The sequence below is a fragment of the Amycolatopsis sp. FBCC-B4732 genome (genome assembly GCF_023008405.1).
Taxonomy (GTDB): Bacteria; Actinomycetota; Actinomycetes; order Mycobacteriales; family Pseudonocardiaceae; genus Amycolatopsis; species Amycolatopsis pretoriensis_A.
Genome location: NZ_CP095376.1, coordinates 2,842,385 through 2,859,921 on the forward strand (window position 1 = coordinate 2,842,385; position 17,537 = coordinate 2,859,921).

13 protein-coding genes, 1 tRNA gene and 1 pseudogene are annotated in these 17,537 nt (G+C 72.6%); 6 read left to right on the forward strand and 9 right to left on the reverse strand.

Features of this window, described 5'->3' with window-relative positions; genetic code table 11:
- The first annotated feature begins 20 nt into the window (after window positions 1-20).
- From MUY14_RS12080 to MUY14_RS12090, 3 genes are all read left to right on the forward strand, one after another.
- A tRNA-Sec gene (locus tag MUY14_RS12080) sits at window positions 21-115 on the forward strand.
- A complete protein-coding gene (gene selA, locus MUY14_RS12085) occupies window positions 115-1,398 on the forward strand; it encodes an L-seryl-tRNA(Sec) selenium transferase (RefSeq protein ID WP_247023068.1) in 1,284 nt (427 codons plus the stop codon). The genes MUY14_RS12080 and selA overlap by 1 nt, the downstream gene beginning before the upstream one ends.
- Window positions 1,389-3,110 (forward strand): SelB C-terminal domain-containing protein, encoded by a 1,722-nt coding sequence (locus MUY14_RS12090; RefSeq protein ID WP_247023069.1) that lies wholly within the window; start codon window positions 1,389-1,391, stop codon window positions 3,108-3,110. The genes selA and MUY14_RS12090 overlap by 10 nt, the downstream gene beginning before the upstream one ends.
- Before the next feature lie 71 nt (window positions 3,111-3,181).
- Here the strand turns inward: MUY14_RS12090 and MUY14_RS12095 are convergent, their stop codons facing one another.
- The 3 genes from MUY14_RS12095 to MUY14_RS12105 all read right to left on the reverse strand — a co-directional run bounded on the left by MUY14_RS12095 (window position 3,182) and on the right by MUY14_RS12105 (window position 5,660).
- On the reverse strand, window positions 3,182-4,054 hold the full coding sequence (locus tag MUY14_RS12095; RefSeq protein ID WP_247023070.1) for an alpha/beta fold hydrolase: 873 nt from the start codon (window positions 4,052-4,054) through the stop codon (window positions 3,182-3,184).
- 68 nt (window positions 4,055-4,122) lie between these two features.
- Window positions 4,123-4,305 carry a CsbD family protein gene (locus MUY14_RS12100; protein WP_247023071.1) on the reverse strand — a complete coding sequence of 61 codons (183 nt, stop codon included), beginning with the start codon at window positions 4,303-4,305 and terminating at the stop codon, window positions 4,123-4,125.
- Between the two features lie 95 nt (window positions 4,306-4,400).
- Window positions 4,401-5,660, reverse strand: coding sequence for a cation:proton antiporter (locus MUY14_RS12105; protein WP_247023072.1), 1,260 nt, complete (start codon window positions 5,658-5,660; stop codon window positions 4,401-4,403).
- A 183-nt stretch (window positions 5,661-5,843) separates the two neighbouring features.
- Here MUY14_RS12105 and MUY14_RS12110 point away from each other — a divergent pair, with 183 nt between their 5' ends.
- Both MUY14_RS12110 and MUY14_RS47270 read left to right on the forward strand, forming a co-directional pair.
- Window positions 5,844-6,188 carry a hypothetical protein gene (locus tag MUY14_RS12110; RefSeq protein ID WP_247023073.1) on the forward strand — a complete coding sequence of 115 codons (345 nt, stop codon included), beginning with the start codon at window positions 5,844-5,846 and terminating at the stop codon, window positions 6,186-6,188.
- A gap of 39 nt (window positions 6,189-6,227) precedes the next feature.
- A pseudogene (locus MUY14_RS47270) lies at window positions 6,228-7,534 on the forward strand (cytochrome P450).
- Window positions 7,535-7,537: 3 nt separating this feature from the next.
- On the opposite strand, the gene MUY14_RS12120 reads toward MUY14_RS47270, so the two are convergent.
- Both MUY14_RS12120 and MUY14_RS12125 read right to left on the reverse strand, forming a co-directional pair.
- Window positions 7,538-8,284: a TRADD-N-associated membrane domain-containing protein gene (locus MUY14_RS12120; protein WP_247023074.1), complete on the reverse strand. Its 747-nt coding sequence runs from the start codon at window positions 8,282-8,284 to the stop codon at window positions 7,538-7,540.
- A 156-nt stretch (window positions 8,285-8,440) separates the two neighbouring features.
- Window positions 8,441-12,097 (reverse strand): family 78 glycoside hydrolase catalytic domain, encoded by a 3,657-nt coding sequence (locus MUY14_RS12125; protein WP_247023075.1) that lies wholly within the window; start codon window positions 12,095-12,097, stop codon window positions 8,441-8,443.
- 358 nt (window positions 12,098-12,455) lie between these two features.
- Here MUY14_RS12125 and MUY14_RS12130 point away from each other — a divergent pair, with 358 nt between their 5' ends.
- Window positions 12,456-13,913 (forward strand): alpha-L-arabinofuranosidase B, encoded by a 1,458-nt coding sequence (locus MUY14_RS12130; protein WP_247023076.1) that lies wholly within the window; start codon window positions 12,456-12,458, stop codon window positions 13,911-13,913.
- Here MUY14_RS12130 and MUY14_RS12135 read toward each other — a convergent pair.
- The 4 genes from MUY14_RS12135 to MUY14_RS12150 form a co-directional block, all read right to left on the reverse strand.
- A complete protein-coding gene (locus MUY14_RS12135; RefSeq protein WP_247023077.1) occupies window positions 13,879-15,189 on the reverse strand; it encodes a DJ-1/PfpI family protein in 1,311 nt (436 codons plus the stop codon). The two genes, MUY14_RS12130 and MUY14_RS12135, sit on opposite strands and share 35 nt — an antisense overlap.
- Before the next feature lies 1 nt (window position 15,190).
- Entirely contained in the window at window positions 15,191-15,580 is a 390-nt protein-coding gene (locus MUY14_RS12140; RefSeq protein WP_247023078.1) for a hypothetical protein, read from the reverse strand.
- 94 nt (window positions 15,581-15,674) lie between these two features.
- The gene (locus tag MUY14_RS12145; RefSeq protein WP_247023079.1) at window positions 15,675-16,328 is read right to left on the reverse strand and encodes a response regulator transcription factor; all 654 of its coding nucleotides are present in this window, start codon (window positions 16,326-16,328) and stop codon (window positions 15,675-15,677) included.
- Complete coding sequence (locus MUY14_RS12150; RefSeq protein ID WP_247023080.1) at window positions 16,325-17,407, reverse strand: sensor histidine kinase; 1,083 nt, start codon at window positions 17,405-17,407, stop codon at window positions 16,325-16,327. Before MUY14_RS12150 ends, MUY14_RS12145 begins: the two co-directional genes overlap by 4 nt.
- Between the last annotated feature and the right edge of the window lie 130 nt (window positions 17,408-17,537).

Below are 17,537 nucleotides of genomic sequence, written 5' to 3' on the forward strand. Positions count from 1 at the left end.
GGATGGCTGCCATGGTTCAGGGAGGCGTATCCGGCCTGGTGACCGGCGCGATCTTCAAAATCGCCGAGCGGCAGGTCCTGCCGCTGGCGGGTTCGATTCCCGTCCGCCTCCGCCATGCCTGACCCCCGCCGCGCGATCCCGCGCACCGACGCGCTCCTGGCCGAGCCCGGGATCGCCGAAGCCGCCGCCGAACTGGGTCGTGACCTGGTGAAATCCGTCGTCCAGGACGTCCAGCGGGCGGCGCGGGCGGGGGAACTCGCCCCGGCCGAGGTCACCGCCACCGTGCTCGCGCGGCTGCCCGGGAGTGCCTCTTCGCTGCGGCCGGTGATCAACGCGACCGGCGTCGTCGTGCACACCAACCTCGGCCGCGCCCCGCTGTCGGCGGCCGCGCTCGACGCCCTCGTCGCGGCCGGCGGCGCCACCGACGTCGAGTTCGACCTCGCGACCGGCGACCGGGCCCGCCGCGGCCGGAGCGCGCTGTCCGCGCTGGCCGCCGCCGTGCCGGACGCCGGCGCCGTCCACGTCGTCAACAACAACGCGGCCGCCCTCCTGCTCTGCGCGCTCGCCATGGCCCCCGGCCGCGAGATCGTCGTCAGCCGCGGCGAGCTGGTCGAGATCGGCGACGGCTTCCGCATCCCCGACCTCTTGGCGTCGACCGGCGCGCGGCTGCGGGAAGTCGGCACCACGAACCGGACGACGGCCGGTGACTACGCCGCCGCGCTCGGCCCGGACATCGGCTTCGTGCTCAAGGTCCACCCGTCGAACTACCGGATCACCGGGTTCACGGCGGAAGCACCGCTCGAAGAGCTGGCGAAACTCGGCGTACCGGTCGTCGCGGACATCGGCTCCGGCCTGCTCGCCCCGCACCCGCTCCTGCCGGACGAACCGGACGTGGCGACCGCGCTGCGGGCGGGCGCCGCGGTCGTCACCGCGAGCGGGGACAAGCTCCTGGGCGGCCCGCAGGCCGGGCTGCTCTTCGGCGACGAGGACGTGATCGAACGGCTGCGGCGGCACCCCGCGGCCCGCGCCCTGCGCGTCGACAAGCTCACCCTCGCCGCGCTCGAAGCGACCCTGCGCGGCCCGGTGCCCCCGGTGCGCGCCGCGCTCGAAGCGTCCGTCGAGGACCTGCGACGCCGTGCCGAAGCCTTGGCGCGGAGCCTGCGTGACGTCGGCGCGGAAGCCGTCGAATCGGCCGCGGCGGTCGGTGGCGGCGGCGCGCCCGGCGTCGAGCTGCCCAGTGCCGCGGTCAGCCTGCCCGCGCGGTACGCGGCGGCCCTGCGGACGGGCGAGCCGCCGGTCGTCGGCCGGGTCGTGCGCGACCGCTGCCTGCTCGACCTGCGGACCGTGCGCCCGGACGAGGACGCGAAGCTGCGGGAAGCCGTGCGCCGATGCGGGTGATCGTCACCGCCGGCCACGTCGACCACGGGAAGTCCACACTGGTCCGCCGGCTGACCGGGATGGAGCCCGACCGGTGGGCCGAGGAGCGCCGCCGCGGGCTCACCATCGACCTCGGGTTCGCGTGGACGCGGATCGGCGGCGAGGACGTCGCGTTCGTCGACGTGCCGGGCCACGAACGGTTCGTCCCCAACATGCTGGCCGGGGCCGGACCCGCGCCGGCCGTGCTGTTCGTCGTCGCCGCGGACGAGGGCTGGATGCCGCAGTCGGCCGAGCACCTCGCCGCGCTGGCCGCGTTCGGCGTCCGCCGCGGCCTGCTGGTGGTGACCAAGGCGGACCGCGCCGATCCGGCCGCGGCCACCGGGGCGGCGCTCGCCGAGATCGCCGGGACGTCCCTGGGCACCGTGCCGAGCGTCGCCGTCAGCGGCCGGACGGGCGAGGGTCTCGACGAGCTGCGCACGGCGATCGGCGAGCTGACCGGCGGCCTGCCCGCACCCGATCCGGCCGCCGACGTCCGGTTGTGGATCGACCGCGCCTTCACGGTGTCCGGGGCGGGCACGGTCGTCACGGGCACCCTGGCCGCGGGGACGATCGCCGTCGGCGACGAGCTGCACCTGGGCGCGACGCCGGTGAAGGTCCGCGGCCTGCAGGCGCTCGGGGAGCCGCGCACGACCGTCACCGCCGTGGCTCGGGTGGCGGTGAACCTCCGGGGCACGCCGCGGGGTGACGTCGGCCGCGGCGACGTCCTGCTGACGCCCGGCCGGTGGCGCACCACGGCCGAGTTCGACGTGCGGCTGCGCGGCGCGGCGGCCGCCGACCTGCACCGGGACCTCGTGCTGCACCTGGGAACGGTGGCGCGGCCGGTGCGCGTCCGTCCACTGGGGACGGACACCGCACGGCTCACCACGACCACCGCGCTGCCGTTGCGCGTGGGGGACCGGGGCCTGGTGCGCGACCCGGGCGAGCACCGGATCGCCGCCGGGTTCGACGTCCTGGACGTCCGCCCGCCGCCGTTGTCGCGCCGCGGCGCCGCGCGGGACCGCGGCCGCGAGCTGACCGACCCCGATCTCGCCGGGAGTTACCTGCGCCGCCACGGTTTCGTCCGCGCGGACGACTTCACCGCGATGGGCCTGCCCGAGACGGGGGAGCGCCTGGGCGGCTGGTGCGCGGACCAGGACCGGTTCACGGCGTTGCGCGCGGAGGCGGCGGAGATCGTGGGCGGCTGGGACCGGACCGCCGCGGGCGTGCCGGTGGAAGCGCTGCGGCAGCGACTCGGCTTGCCCGCGCCCGAACTGGTCGTCCCCGTCCTGCGCGGGACGGGCTTCGAGGTCGCGGGCGGGCTGGTCCGCCGCCCCGGCGCCGGGTTCGCCCCGGCGGTCGAGGAAGCCCTCGAAGCGGTGGCGAAGCGGCTGGCCGAGCACCCGTTCCGCGCACCGGAAGCGGACGAACTGCGCGCACTCGGCCTCGGCCGACGCGAATTGGCGGCGGCGACCCGCCTCGGCCGGCTGACAGCGCTCGCCGAAGGGGTCGTGCTCGGCCCGGACGCGGAGGACCGCGCGGTGGCCGAGCTGAGCAGGCTTCCGCGCCCGTTCACGGTTTCCGAGGCGCGCAAGGCGCTCGACAGCACCCGCCGGGTGATGATCCCGCTGCTGGAACGCCTCGACGCGGCGGGCCGCACGGTACCGCTCGGTGACGGGACCCGCCGGGTGCGCTAGATCCCGCCGTCGCACGTCCGGGGTTCGTCGGCCGCGGCCCGGCTCGGCCCGGCTGCCGAACAATCGCGACGCTAGATCCCGCCGAAGAAGTCGCCGAGTGCGGTGGCCAGTGCTTCCGGGTTCTCCTCGGCCATGTGGTGCCCGGACTCGATAGCGTGCCCGCGCAGGTCGGTCGTCCACCCGTGCCAGACATCCAGGACGTCGCCGTAGAGGTCTTCCAGGTCGTCGTCGCTGGACCACAACACCAGTGCCGGGCAGGTGATCCGCCGCCCGGCGGCCTGGTCCGCGTCGTCGTGGGCGCGGTCGACGCCCAGGCCCGCGCGGTAGTCCTCGAGCATCGAAGTGACCGTCGCCGGGTTGTGGATCGCACGGTGGAAGTCGGCGAAGTTCGCTTCGCCGAGCCGCTCGGGCGTGTTCTTGGTGCCGACGTCGTACCAGGCGTCGGGGTCGGCGGTGATCACCCGTTCGGGCTTTTCCGGCTGGGCGAAGAAGAACCAGTGGAACCACTCGCGCGCGAACCGCGCGTCGCAGCGGGCGAGGGCCTCACCGATCGGGACGGCGTCCAAGATCGCCGCGCCGCGCACCGCCGTGGGGCGGTCGAGCGCCAGCCGCGTCGCCACGTACGCGCCGCGGTCGTGGCCCGCCACGAAGAACCGGGAGTGCCCGAAGTGCTCCATCACGGCGACGCAGTCGGCCGCCATGACGCGCTTGCTGTACGGCGTGTGCCCGGCGTCGGTGGGCGGCTTCGTGGACTCGCCGTAGCCGCGGGTGTCCGGGCACACCACCGTGAACCGCTCCGCCAGCCGCGGGGCGACGCGGTGCCACGTCGTGTGCGTGCGCGGGTGCCCGTGCAGCAGCAGGACCGGTGGGCCGGAACCGCCGTGGCGCACCCGCAGGGTCACGTCGCCGACGTCGATGTGGTCGAGCGTGAAACCGTCGAACATGGTCGTCCCCGAACGCGAAAAGCTGCCGCACCCCGGGAAACCCCGGGGTGCGGCAGCGGCAGGACAGGTCAGTTCTTGTCCTTGACGCCCTTCACGGCGTCCTTGATCTTCTCGCCGGCCTGCTTCAGCGAGCCCTTGGCCTGGTCGGACTTGCCCTCGGCCTGCCACTGCTCGTTGCCCGTGGCGTCGCCGACGGCTTCCTTGGCCCGGCCCTTGAGCTCTTCGCCCTTGTTTTCGATCTTGTCGTTCATCGGGGTGCACCTTCCCGTTGCGGCGACATTTCCGGATCGGCCAGTCGCCAAAAGGGCCTTGACGAGTGGTTACCCGGCCGTCGCGGATCTACACATCAGGTCGCCGGGAGGTGGCCGCCCATCCGTTCGATCCGCTGGATCGCCGGTTCCGCGACCACGCCGTGCACCAGCACCGACACGGCGACGGCGAGCGCGCCCACCCGCCACAGCACGTCCTGCTGCGGCACCGGGAGCCGGTTGAGCGCGTAGGCCAGGTAGTAGAGCGTGCCGATGCCGCGGACGCCGAAGAACGCGATCGCCGCGGTGGCCGGGCGCCCGGCGGAGCTGCCGAACAGCGAGAGCCAGCCGATCACCGGCCGCACGACCAGGACCGCGGTGACGGCGATCACCACTTCGAGCACGCGCAGGCCGCGCAGCAGCCCGTCGCCGATGGCGAGCCCGAGCCCCAGCAGGGCGAGCGGGACGAAGAGCCGCTCCAGCTGGTGGCCGAAGGCGTGCAGGACGCCGTGGTAGTCGTGTTCCCGCTCCAGCTTGCGGACGACGACCGCCGCGACGAACACGGCGGCGAAACCGTTGCCGTGGGCCACTTCCGCCAGCGCGTACGGCAGGAAGGCGAGCGCGAGCAGGACCAGTCCGTCGCCGTATTCGGCCAGCCGGAGCCGGTCCGACGACGTGTGGAAGATCGCCCAGCCGAGCGCGCGCCCGGCGAGCAGCCCCACCAGCACGCCGATCGCCACGGGCAGCAGGAGGTCCACCAGCACCCACGAGAAGTCGAGGTTCGGCCTGCTGCCCGCCAGGGCGAGGCCGAGCAGGACGAACGGCATGGTCAGGCCGTCGTTGAGCCCGGCCTCCGTGGTCAGCGTGAAGCGGATTTCGTTGTTCCTGGCCAGGTCCGGTTCGACATCGGGGTGCGGCACGCCGACGTCCCCGGCCAGCACCGGGTCGGTCGGCGCCAGCGCGGCGGCCAGCAGCAGCGCCACCCCGGGGGCGAGCGCGAGCCACCAGTACCCGAGCACGGCGATCACCGCGATCGACAGCGGCATGGTCAGGGCCAGCAGCCGCCACGTCGAGCCCCAGCGCTTCAGGCCGAACCGGCGGTCGACGGACAGGCCGGCCCCGGCGAGCGCGACGAGGATACCCAGCTGGGTGAAGGATTCGACGCCTTCCAGGTGGGCGGCGGGATCGCTCCAGCCGTTGCCGTAGGGCGCCGGCAGCGGCAGCAGGCCCAGCACGATCCCGGCGATCAGCATCACCAGCGGTACCGAGAACGGCCGGTCGGCCACGAGTTTCGGGACGATCGCGGCGGCGAGGGCGAGCAGTCCGGCCACACCGAACAGCACCGTCAACGACGACAAGGGTTCCTCCTGCCCGCTCAAGCCGTGCCGCCCGGGCGGGAGGTCCGTGCCGGGACCAGGCCGAGCGTGAGCCGGGTCCGCCGTCGCCCCGGATCGGCCGTGCCGGAGTAGCGTTGGCCGTCAAGGTGCGTCGCGCCCGGAGTTCCCGGCTGTGCGTGCGGCGAAACCGGTGAAGGAGGCGGCGTGACGGCGAGCAACGGGGCCGGCCGGCCGTGCCGGTTCTGCGGCCGGAACCGCGACCCGCGGGTCCCCGGCCGGTCCGGGCCGATCTGCCTGGACTGCGTGCGGGCCGGCCTGCGGGTGATCCGTGACGGCGCGGATCGCCGGACTCCGGCGGGTGACGTGCTGGCGGCGGTGACGTCGCCGCTGGCCGCGGTCTGCGACTTCTGCGGCCGTCGCGAGCGCCGGACGTTCCTCGGCCTGCGGCGTCCGCTGCTGCGCGTGGACTGCGCCGCGCGGGACGCGGTGATCTGCGCGGACTGCCTCGACCACGCTGGGGACGTGCTGAACGTCGCACTGCGCGGCTGACGGCGTTTCCGGCGGGGCGGCCCAGGGTAGCCGGGCGCCATGTCCGCCACCCGAGGGAAGATCGACACCGCTTCGGTGGCCGAGACGGTCAAGGTCGCCATCGGTGTGGCACTGCCCACTTTGGTCGGCGGGGTGATCAAGCGCCGCCCGCCGGCGATGGCGCTGGTTGAGAAGCTGCAGGCCGACCGCCCGGCCGTGAAGCTGTTGCGGCGCCTGCTCGAGCGCCACGACGGGCGGCCGCTGAAGCTGCGGGTGCCCGGCCGGTCGGTGGAGCTGGCGTTGTCCGGCGAAGACGTCGGCGGGCTGCTGGCCGTCGCGCCGACGCCGTTCAGTCCGTCCACAGTGGAGAAGCGGGCCGCGCTGCGGCACTTCCAGCCGCACGGCCTGCTGATCTCGGACGCGGCGGAACGCGAGCCGCGCCGGGCCGTCCGCTGCACGAGCTGGCCGGGCCCTTCGCCCGGGCGATCGCGGACGAGACCGCCGTCCTGCTGGGCGAGGTGACCCACGAGGGCGAGCTGAACTGGGACGCCTTCAACGTCGCTTGGTGGCGGCTGGTCCGGCGCGTGGTGCTCGGCGAGCGGGCCCACGACGACGAAACGCTCACCGACCTGCTGGAGAAGCTGCGCTTCGACGCGAACTGGGCGTACGCGCACCCGCGGCGGAAGCGCGTGCGCGCGGAGTTCCACGAACGCCTGACCGCCCACCTCGGCCGAGCGGAGCCGGGCAGCCTGGCCGCGGCGGTCGCCGCCACGCCCGGCGACGGTACGGCGGCCGACCAGGTGGCGCACTGGCAGTTCGCCTTCGACGCCGCGGGCATGGTGGCCTTCCGGACCCTCGCCCTGCTGTCCACCCACCCGGCGGCGGCCGATCGCGCCCGCGGGGAAATCGCCGGGATCGACCCGGCGGAGCCGCACCAGCCGAGCTACCTGAGGGCGTGCGCACTGGACGCGATCCGCCTGTGGCCGACGACGCCGATGCTGCTGCGCGAGAGCACCGAAGAGACGCCGTGGGGCCCGGCGGGGACGACGGTCCTGGTGTACACGCCGTTCTTCCACCGCGACCCGGAGCTCCCCTACGCCGACAGCTTCGCCCCGGACATCTGGCTGGACGGCCGCGCGGCGGCGAACCCGGCCCTGGTCCCGTTCAGCGCGGGCCCGGCGATCTGCCCGGGTCGTGACCTGGTCCAGTTCTGCGTCAGCACCCTGCTGGCGAACCTGCTGCGCAACCACGCGTTCGAGCAGACGACCGGCCCGGTACTGGCCCCGGGCCGCGCACTCCCGGCAACCCTGGACAACTTCCACCTGAAGTTCACCGTGCGGCCGGTGCCGCCCCGCCAAGGCGGCTGAATCCTATTTCTTCAGCTCGATCACTTCCGAGAGGGACTTGGCGTTCTCAGCCGGGAAAAGCTGCTTGGCTCCGGCCATCGCAATGAGCCGGTTGCGCAAGTCGGCGTCGTCCAGCAGTTCCAGAACGTCGAGTGCTCGCTGGAGATTGTCACTCTCTTTGAGGTTGTCGCCAGCCTTTTCGAACCAGGTGCTGGCGCGTTTGTCGGCGACATCGGACCGCTGGTAGAGGAGGGCGGCGATGGACGTGTTGACGACTCCGGCTACTCCGGACACGATCGATGTGTCCAGGCTGGCGAAGTAGGCCATGACCGCGCCTGCCAGGATCGTCGCAAAACCGATGGCGCCCAGCGTCAGACTGAACCAGAACGCGATCTTCGACCGTGTCAGCGCCTCATCGGCGTACCGCGTGTATCGGTTGACATCGCGAGAAGCCGCGTCGGCGGCGTTCACGACGATTTCGGCCGCAGCGCTTTTGAGCCGAACTTCCTGGGGGTGCTGTCCATCGATGGCATCTCTGCCACCGTCGGTTGGCCGGTGGTGTCGTTCGCCGTCGGCGGCCTCGCGCTCGAGCGTCCACCGCTCTGCCTTTTCTTTCGCTTCCGAGACCTTGTTGGCGGCTTGCTCTCGAAGCTCGATGCTCAGCTCGCTGCCGTGAACATCGCGTCGTCGCCAGATCACCTGCCCTGCGACCGCTGCCGTACCTGCGACCACCGCGAAAGTCGGCGTCACCACCGTCAGCAGGTCAGACAACGCACCACCCACGTAGACCTCCTGGTGCTGACCTCATCGTTGAATCACGGTAGGTCGCTTCGGAGAGGCCCCCTGTTACAGGGCAGATCCACCCATGCGAAAGGGTGGCCTTCGGTGCGGCAAACGCACCGAAGGCCACCCGGGTGCTTCAGCCGGTCACGCGGGAGCGGTGAACACGTACGAACCCGCCGGCACGAAGTAGGTCCCCGCCGCCGACGGGACCGCCTCCGCCGGGGCCGCCACCGCGCCCGGGTTCGACGTCGGGACCTTGACCGTCGCCGACGACCCGGGCGGGACAGTCACCCGCAGCGTCAGCTTCCCGGCCGACACCGACCAGTCGCTGACCGCGCCACCGTACGGTGTCTCATAAGCCGACTTCGCCGACGTCAACCCACCGCCCGGCCGGGGCGCCACCAGCAGCGACCCGTACCCCGGGGACGCCGGTGACAGCCCGCCGACCGAGCGGTACAGGAAGTCGCCCACCGAGCCGAGGCCGTAGTGGTTGAACGAGTTCATGCCCGGGTCGTTGAAGGTGCCGTCCGGCTTGATGCCGTCCCAGCGCTCCCAGATCGTCGTCGCGCCGTGGCCGATCATGTAACCCCAGCCGGGGAAGTCCGGCTGCAGCAGCACCTGGTACGCGACGTCGGCGTGGCCGTGCGCGGCCAGCACCGGCAGCAGGTTCTCGACGCCGAGGAAGCCGACGCTGAGGTGTCCGTTCGCCGCCGCCACCCGTGCGGCCAGCTTGTCCGCCGCCGGCTGGACGCGGGCCGCCGGGAGCAGCCCGAACGCCAGCGCCAGGACGTACCCGGCCTGGGAGCCGGACCCCACCGTGCCGTCGGCCTGCGAGAAGCGCGAGGTGAACGCCGCCCCGATCTGGTCGGCGAGCGTCCCGTACTTGGCCGCATCGGACGTGCGCCCGGTGGCTTCCGCCATCCGGGAGACCAGCCGCGACGACCACGCGAAGAACGCCGTCGAAATCAGGTCCTGCGCGGTGTTGTCGTCGACGTTGAGCCAGTCCCCGTACGTCTGGTGGTCGCGGATCAGGTCCGCGCCGGACGTCGAGCACAGGTACTCGACCCACTTGACCATGGCCGCGTAGTGCGCGTCGATCACGCCGGTGTCGCCGTAGCGCTGCCACAGGGTGTAGGGCACGATGACGCCCGCGTCGCCCCAGCCCGCCGTGCCCGAGCCGCCCAGCACACCCGGGGCGACGTCGGTGAACGAGCCGTCGTCGTGCTGCGCGTCGACCAGGTCGTCGCTGAACTTGCCGAGGAAGTTCGCGACGTCGAGGTTGAACGTCGACGTACCCGCGAAGATCCCGATGTCGCCGGTCCAGCCGAGCCGCTCGTCGCGCTGCGGGCAGTCGCTCGGGACGGACAGCATGTTCGACCGCTCACCCCACAGGATGTTGTGCTGCAGCTGGTTGACCAGCGCGTTCGACGTCGTGAACGTGCCGGTCTGCGCGCCGGACGTCCACATCGCGCGGCCGGTCAACGTCGAGGCCGTCGGCGCTGACGGCAGGCCGGTCAGCTCGACGTACCGGTAGCCGTGCACGGTGAACCGCGGCTCGTACGTCTCCGCGCTCCCGGTACCCGCCAGGGTGAAGCGGTCGGTCGCCTGCGCCGCGCGCAGGTTCGTCGTGTAGATCGTGCCGTCCGGGTCGAGCACTTCGGCGTGCCGGACGGTCACCGTCGTACCCGCCGCTCCGGTGACCGAAAGCCGGTTCCAGCCGCTGAAGTTCTGGCCGAGGTCGGCCACCCACACGCCGGGCTTCGGCTGCGTCCACGCGACCGGCTTGAACTCCTGCTGGACCGTGACGCCGTTGTCCACTTGGGACACCAGGTTCGGCTTCGCACCGGACCGCAGGCGGGGTGCCAGCCAGCCGCGGTCGTCGAAGCCGGGCCGGTCCCAGCCCGCCGGGGCGAGCCGGGCGTCGTACGTTTCGCCCTGGTAGAGGTCGTCGGCGCGGATCGGGCCGTCGGCGGTCTTCCAGGTGCCGTCGGACGCGACCGTCGTGCTGGTCCCGTCGGTGAACGTCAGCACGAGCTGCGCCGAGTACCACGGCTCGGTGCCGTACTTCTGGCTGCCGGCGATGCCGACGCTGCCGGAGTACCAGCCGTTTCCCAGCATCGCGCCCAGCGCGTTCTCGCCCGGCCGGATCTGCCCGGTGACGTCGGAAACCCGGTACTGGACGCGTTTCGCGTAGTCGGTCCAGCCGGGTGCGAGGACCTCGTCGCCGACCTTGACGCCGTTGAGGTGCGTCTCCTGCAGTCCGAGCGCGGTGGTCAGCAGCCGCGCGCTGGCCACCGGCTTCGAGACCGTGAAGCTCTTGCGCAGCAGGGGAGAGGGCGCCGAGACGGCGACGTTCGAGCCCCACGGACCGGTGCCGTACGCAGTCAGCGCGCGGGCCGCCGTCCACGAGCTGTCGTCGAACGTCCGCTGCTGCCAGCCGACCGGGCCGGTCTGGCTCGCCTTCCACGAGCCGTCGGTGCTCACGGCCGGTCCACTGGGGACGGTCAGCTTCGCGATCAGCCCGGCCGGGCTCTGCGTGGTGTTCTCGGCGCTGATCGCGATCGTGTTGGACCCCGCCGTGAGGAGGCTGCCGACGTCGACGACGGCGGCTGTCTTCCACGAGTCGGTGACTCGCGCGGAATCGCTCACCTTCGTGCCGTTGACCCACACGGTCGCGGTGTCGTCGCCGGTCACGACGAGCGTCGCCTTCCCGGGCGCCGCCGCGAGGTCCACGGTCTTGCGGAAGAACCGCGTGGCCGGGGGCACGCCGCCGAGCGGATCGCCTTCGGGGTACCAGATCCAGTTCGCGCCGGCCAGGTCCGGGCCCGCGGTGGCGCGGCCGAGGAACGCGCCGGTCCATTCCGCCGACGGCGCGCGCAACGCGGTTTCGAAGCGCTGCACCGCGCTCCAGCCGCTCTGCCGGCCCTGGCCATCCCAGACGCGGACGCGCCAGGTGTACGCCGTGAGCGACGCCAGCGCCGGACCGCCGTAGGCCACGTCGGCCTGCTGCGCGGAAGTGACGCGGCCGCTGTCCCAGACGTCCGTCCCGCCGGCGGACACCACGAGCTGGTACGCGGACTGCCGTTGCTGCGGTGCCGAAGAGCCCAGTTTCCAGCCGAACCGCGGCTGCGCCGGGTCGACGCCGAGCGGGTTGACCCGCTGCCCGACCGTGGCGCTCGCGACCGACAGCGGGGTCTGGTCCGAGCCGTTCGGCGTACTGACGCCGGTGCCCCACGGTGCCGTGCCGTAGGCGCCGAGGTCTTGGGCCGCGGCCCAGCCGCCGTCGGCGAAACCGGGCTGTTCCCAGCCTTCCGCCGCGGTGGTCGCGCTCTTCCAGGTGCCACCGGTGGTCACGTCCGTGGTGCCCGAGCCGGTGGTGACGCGCAGCCGCCCGAGCAGGCCCGCCGGTCCGCCGGCGTTGCGGGCGGCGACGGCGAGGGTGTTGACGCCGGGCTTGAGCGCCGGCTTCAGGTCCACGGTCAGCGCCGTCCGCCAGGAATCCGCGGTGCGCGCGGAGGAAGCGAGCGGCGTGCCGTTGAGCCAGACGTCCGCGGTGTCGTCGCCGGTGACGGCGAACCGGGCGTCGGTGACGGCGCCGGCCGGGACGGTGAACGTCGTGCGGAAGTACCGGGTGGCGGCGGGCGCCGAGACGCGGGCGTCGCCTTCGGGGTACCAGATCCAGTGCGCGCCGGCGAGGTCGACGGGTGGCGCGGCGCCGGCCGGGGGCACCGCGGCGGCCGAAAGGACCAGGATCGCGGCGAGCGTGGTGGTGGTCGCGCGCCAAAGCTTGGAGGGCAGCATACGGGCTCCCTGGTGGCGGGGATGGGCGACGAATTTGAACGTTTCAATAAGACGTGATACGTGACTGTAATGACGAACTCACACGTTGGCAATACTCCACCGGGGCGCACGCACTGCATCGGTGCAGGGAAATGTAAATCGTTTTAGATCGTGAGGATGTCCGTTTCGCGACTGATGGGGGCGTTGACGAACGGGGGATCGGACTGGATAGTGCTCGCTGGTAACGCTCACATTATTCGGCCAAGCCATGGAGGCTTTTATGTCTCATCGTCGAGACGGCAAGAATGTTAGCGCTAACAGTCGGCCGAGGTTTTGGCTCTCGCTCGCCGGTGCCGTGGTACTGGCACTCGCGAGCTTGATGACCGCCTCGACCGCGTCGGCCGCCGCTTCGCTGCCGTGCGACATCTACGGGGCCGCGGGCACACCGTGCGTCGCCGCGCACAGCACCACCCGCGCCCTCTACGCCGCCTACAACGGCCCGCTCTACCAGGTCCAGCGCGCGTCCGACGGCGCCAAGACGAACATCGGCCTGCTGGCCGCGGGCGGGTACGCCAACGCCGCCGCGCAGGATTCCTTCTGCGCCGGGACGACGTGCCTGATCACCGAGCTCTACGACCAGTCCCCGCGCCACAACGACCTGACGATCGAAGGCCCCGGCGGCGCGGGCGGGCAGGACACCGGCGTGCCGGCGGACGCCCTGCCGGTGACCGCGGGCGGGCACCAGGTCTACGGCGCTTCCTTCTCCGGCCGCATGGGCTACCGCGACAACTCGACGTCCGGCGTCGCGAAGAACGGGCAGCCCGAAGGCATGTACATGATCACCTCCGGCACCCACGTGAACGGCGCCTGCTGCTTCGACTACGGCAACGCCGAAACGAACAACCAGGACACCGGCAACGGCCACATGGACGCCCTCAACTTCGGCACCGAGTGCTGGTTCCAGCCCTGCCACGGCGCCGGCCCGTGGGTGCAGGCCGACCTCGAGAACGGGTTGTTCCAGTCGAGCGCGGGCGGCAGCCAGAACACCGCCAACACCGGGATCACCGCGCCGTTCGTCACGGCCCTGCTGAAGAACAACGGCCAGAACTTCTTCGCGCTCAAGGACGCCAACGCCCAGTCCGGCGGCCTGCGGACGACGTACTCCGGTCCGGAACCGACGCGCGCCGGGTATTCGCCGATGCACCAGGAAGGCGCGATCGTGCTGGGCACCGGCGGGGACAACAGCAACGGCTCGATCGGCTCGTTCTTCGAAGGCGTGATGACCGCCGGGCTGCCGTCGGACGCGGCGGACAACGCGGTCCAGGCCAACGTCGTGTCGGTCGGTTACGGCGGCCCGACCGGCTCCACCGGCACCTTGAACCCCGCTTCGGAGATCTCCCTGCGCGCGACCACCGCGTGCTGCACGAGTGACTACATCCGCCACCAGAACGACAACGCGGTGATCTCGGCCGTCAGTTCCACTTTGGACAAGGGCGACGCCACCTGGATCGTCCGCCGCGGGCTGGCCAGCGCGTCCTGCGTGTCGTTCGAATCCCGCAACTACCCCGGTGACTTCCTGCGGCACTTCAACTTCCAGGTGTACCGCCAGCCGATGGACGGCAGCGCGGCCTTCCGCGCCGACGCGACCTTCTGCCCGGTGACCGGGAAGAACGGCCAGGGTTCGTCGTTCCGGTCCTACAACTACTCCGGCAAGTACCTGCGGCACTACAACAACACCCTCTACATCGCCGACACCAGCGGCGCCCACGCCTGGGACGCCGCCGGGTCGTACAACGACGACGTCAGCTGGGTCGTGGCCCAGCCCTGGGCGCCCTGATCCGGCGCACGGCCACGACCACCGCCGCGCCGAGCAGGATCAAGACGATCGGCACGGCGGTGGGCAGCCACGGCCAGGCCCGGCCTTCGAACACGACCCCGTCGGTGGGCAGCTCCAGCACCTTCGCCGTCCAGCGGGCGGTGGCCACGTCGGCGCTGCGCGCGAGCCGGCTCACCGCGGTGTCGTAGGCGAAGCCGGGCCGGTCGTGGACGTACTCGGGGGCCGGCTCACCGGCCGGTGGCGCGATCCCGCGGGCCGCGCCCGGCACGAGCAGCCGGTCGAGGCCCGGCGCGGTGAGCGCCGCCCGCGGCAGGAAAGTCAGCCCGTGCCGCGACCGGACGGGGCCGCCGTCGGCGCTGAGGGCGAGCGTGCGCGAGGACAGCGACTGCCCCTCGGTGTCGAACACCGAGGCCAGCTCGATCTCCCCGACACCGTCGGTGAGCAGCACCCCGACGGTGTCGGGGTTCCAGCGGAACCCCGCGTTGACGATCGCGGCGGCGTCCGGGACCCCGGCGGGCGGCGTCACCGGCACCCGGGTGCCGTAGTGGCGCCAGCCGATCTTCGCCGCGGCGCCGGCCGCCACCGCGGGCCCGGCCAGCCGCTCGACCCAGTGCAGCGTCCCGTCTATGCCGGAGAGGACCCCGGCGGTGGTGACGACGTCGCCGTCGTCGACGAACCGCTGCCCGCGCACCCACTTCACGGCCGGGTACTCCTTCGCCCAGTCGTCGAGCTTCAGCCAGTGCGCGGTGGCCGGGCGCCCGTCGAGCAGCCCCGCCGAGGCGAGCACCCCGCCGCCGTTGCAGACGCTCAGCAGGTTCGCGCCGTGAGCGGCCTGGGCGCGCAGCCACGCCGTGACGACGTCGCTGCCGGGCTCGCCGACGTCCGGCAGAGCGGGTACGACGACCAGGTCCGGCGCCTTCGGGCCGAGCCGCGCGGCCAGGTCGTCGAAGCCGAAGTCCGGCACCAGGTCGAGGCCGCCGGTCAGCGGTTCCGGCTCGCGGTGCGGTGCGACCGTGTAGACGTTGAACTTCCCGGTCGCGGCGAGGATTTCGTACGGCGCCAGCGCGTCGGAGACGACGGCGCCGTGGTCGCCGACGACGATCACCGCGGTCGGCTTGGCCGGGTCGTGGGGGACCGGCGCCGCGGCCGGGAGGGGCCGCGCCGGACCGGGGGCGTAGAGGGCGTCGAACGCCGAGAGGGCGGAGACGGTCGCGCCGACGGCCGGGACGGCGAGCACGGCGACGACGAGTGCGCACCACTTCAGGAAGGTCCGCACGTCAGTGCCAGTACTCGGCGCGGCGCCACACCATGGCGGCGAGCATCAGCGGGACCATGAGCACGTGCCCGGCGACCATCAGCGCGGTGCCGGAGAGGGCGCCGAGCCAGTAGGGCACGAGCAGCGCCACGAACGGCAGGTACATGGCGGCGGCCATCTCGGCGATCCGTGGCCAGGAGTGCCGGCGCAGCGCCATGGCGAGCACCATCGCGACGGTCATGTCCGTGGCCATCACGAGCGCTTCGACATCGGCCCGCTCGAGCCAGGCCGACGGCCACAGCGGGGCGAGCGCGACCATGCCGACCAGCATGGCGACGACCATTTCGACGTAGTGGCCGGCGAACCGGGCGAGCTTGCGGGTGGTGGATCTCGGTGTCTCGGCGGTGGTCATCGCGGGTCCCTCCAGGTTTCGTCCTGGACGAGAATCCCGGCCCGGCGCCGTGCTGCCAGGTGCCGGAAGTCATGACCCGGGTCATGTGACCGCGTCAGAGCAGGCCGAGGTCCCTCGCGCGCAACGCGGCCTGCGTGCGGTCGCGGGCACCGAGCTTGCCCAGCAGGTTCGTCACGTGGTTCTTCACCGTGCCCTCGGCGAGGAACAGCGTCGTGGCGATCTCGCGGTTGCTGCGGCCGCCGGCGAGCAGGCGCAGCACTTCGAGTTCGCGGTCCGACAGCGGCACCACCAGCGGCTGCGGCCCCGGCTCGGGCGCGTCGGCCAGCTGCGCGAACCGCGCGACGACCTTCGCGGCGACCGAGGGCTGCAGCACGGACTCCCCGCGCGCGGCGGCCAGCACGGCCTCGATCAGCCGCGCCGACGAGACGTCCTTGAGCAGGTAGCCGACCGCACCCGCGCGCAACGCGGCGAAGACGTCTTCGTCGTCGTCGAACGTGGTCAGCGCGATGACCTGGACGGCCGGGTGCGCCAGCCGCAGCCGCCGGGTGGCACCGACGCCGTCGAGGACCGGCATGCGCAGGTCCATCAGGACGACGTCCGGGGTCAGCGCGGCCGCCCGGCTCAGCGCTTCCTCGCCGTTGCCCGCTTCGCCGACGACGTCGATGCCGTCGTGGGTGGCGAGGAGGGTGCCGAGGGCTTCGCGGAAGAGGGCCTGGTCGTCGACGAGCAGGACGCGGACCGGCGTCATCCCGGGACCTCCATGCTCAGCGCGCTGCCCTCGCCGGGCGCCGAGGTGAAGTCGAGCTTGCCACCCAGGTTCTCGGCGCGTTCCCGCAGCCCCAGCAGCCCGAAGCCGGCGGGCGCGCCGTCGTCGCTGCCGACGCCGTCGTCGCGCACCGAGACCCGCACCGACGTCTCGGCGTAGTCCAGCAGGAGGTCCACCCGCGCGGCGGACGCGTGCTTCCGGACGTTCGTCAGACCCTCCTGCGCGGCCCGGAACAGGGCCTCCCGGTGTGCTTCGGGCAGCGGGCGTTCGGCGCCGGACACGGTGAGCCGCGCCGGTACCCCGGCTTCGGTGGCCAGTGCCTCCAGGGCTTCCGGCAACGGCGCCGGCCGCGGTTCGCGCAGCGCCTTGACCGACCGGCGGACTTCCGCGAGGGCGTTCTCGGCCTGGTCCTGAGCCTTGGCCAGGACTTCGTCGGCCTTGCCGGGATCGGTCGGCAGCACCGCCCGCGCGGCCTTGACCTGCATCTGGACGACGGTGAGCGAATGCCCGAGCCCGTCGTGGATGTCCCGGGCGACCCGGTTGCGCTCCTGCGCCGTGGCCAGCCGTTCCGCCTGGGTGGCGTAGTCGCGCAGCTTCGCGTGCGCTTCGGCGAGTTCGCCCCGGGACCGCTGCTCGCGCACGAGGAGTTCGGTGATGACGGCCGCGAACAGCACCGAAACCAGGGTGCCGAGCCCTTCGCGCAGGCCTTCGCCGAGCGACATCCCGAGGTGCACGAGCGGCACCACGGCGATCACCAGCGCGACCACCGGGAGCGGCAGCCGCAGCAGCACGCACTGGCTGACCAGCACGACCAGGAACAGCGTCGCCCCGACGCCGGCGTTGACCGTGAAGACGAAGAAGGACAGCGGGAGCTGCACGGCGACGTAGCCCGCCGCCCAGCCGAGCCGGCCGCGGTCCTGCACCCAGCCGAAGCCCAGCGTGGCGAGGGCGGCGAAGGCGGCGCCCAGCACGAGGGAGAGCACGGGTTCCCCGGAACCGAGGACCCCGAGCACGACGGAGAGGAAGGCGCCGCAGGTCAGCACCCCGAGGGCCCGGTTCATGGAGCCACTCTGGGGCGTCGCCGGGCCGCGGTCAACCACCGCGGGCCGGAGGAAAGCGCTCTCTGCTCACGCGGCCGCCCGCCGCCACAACCCGTAGGCTGGCGGTGACGGCGAAGCCGAGACGGGAGTC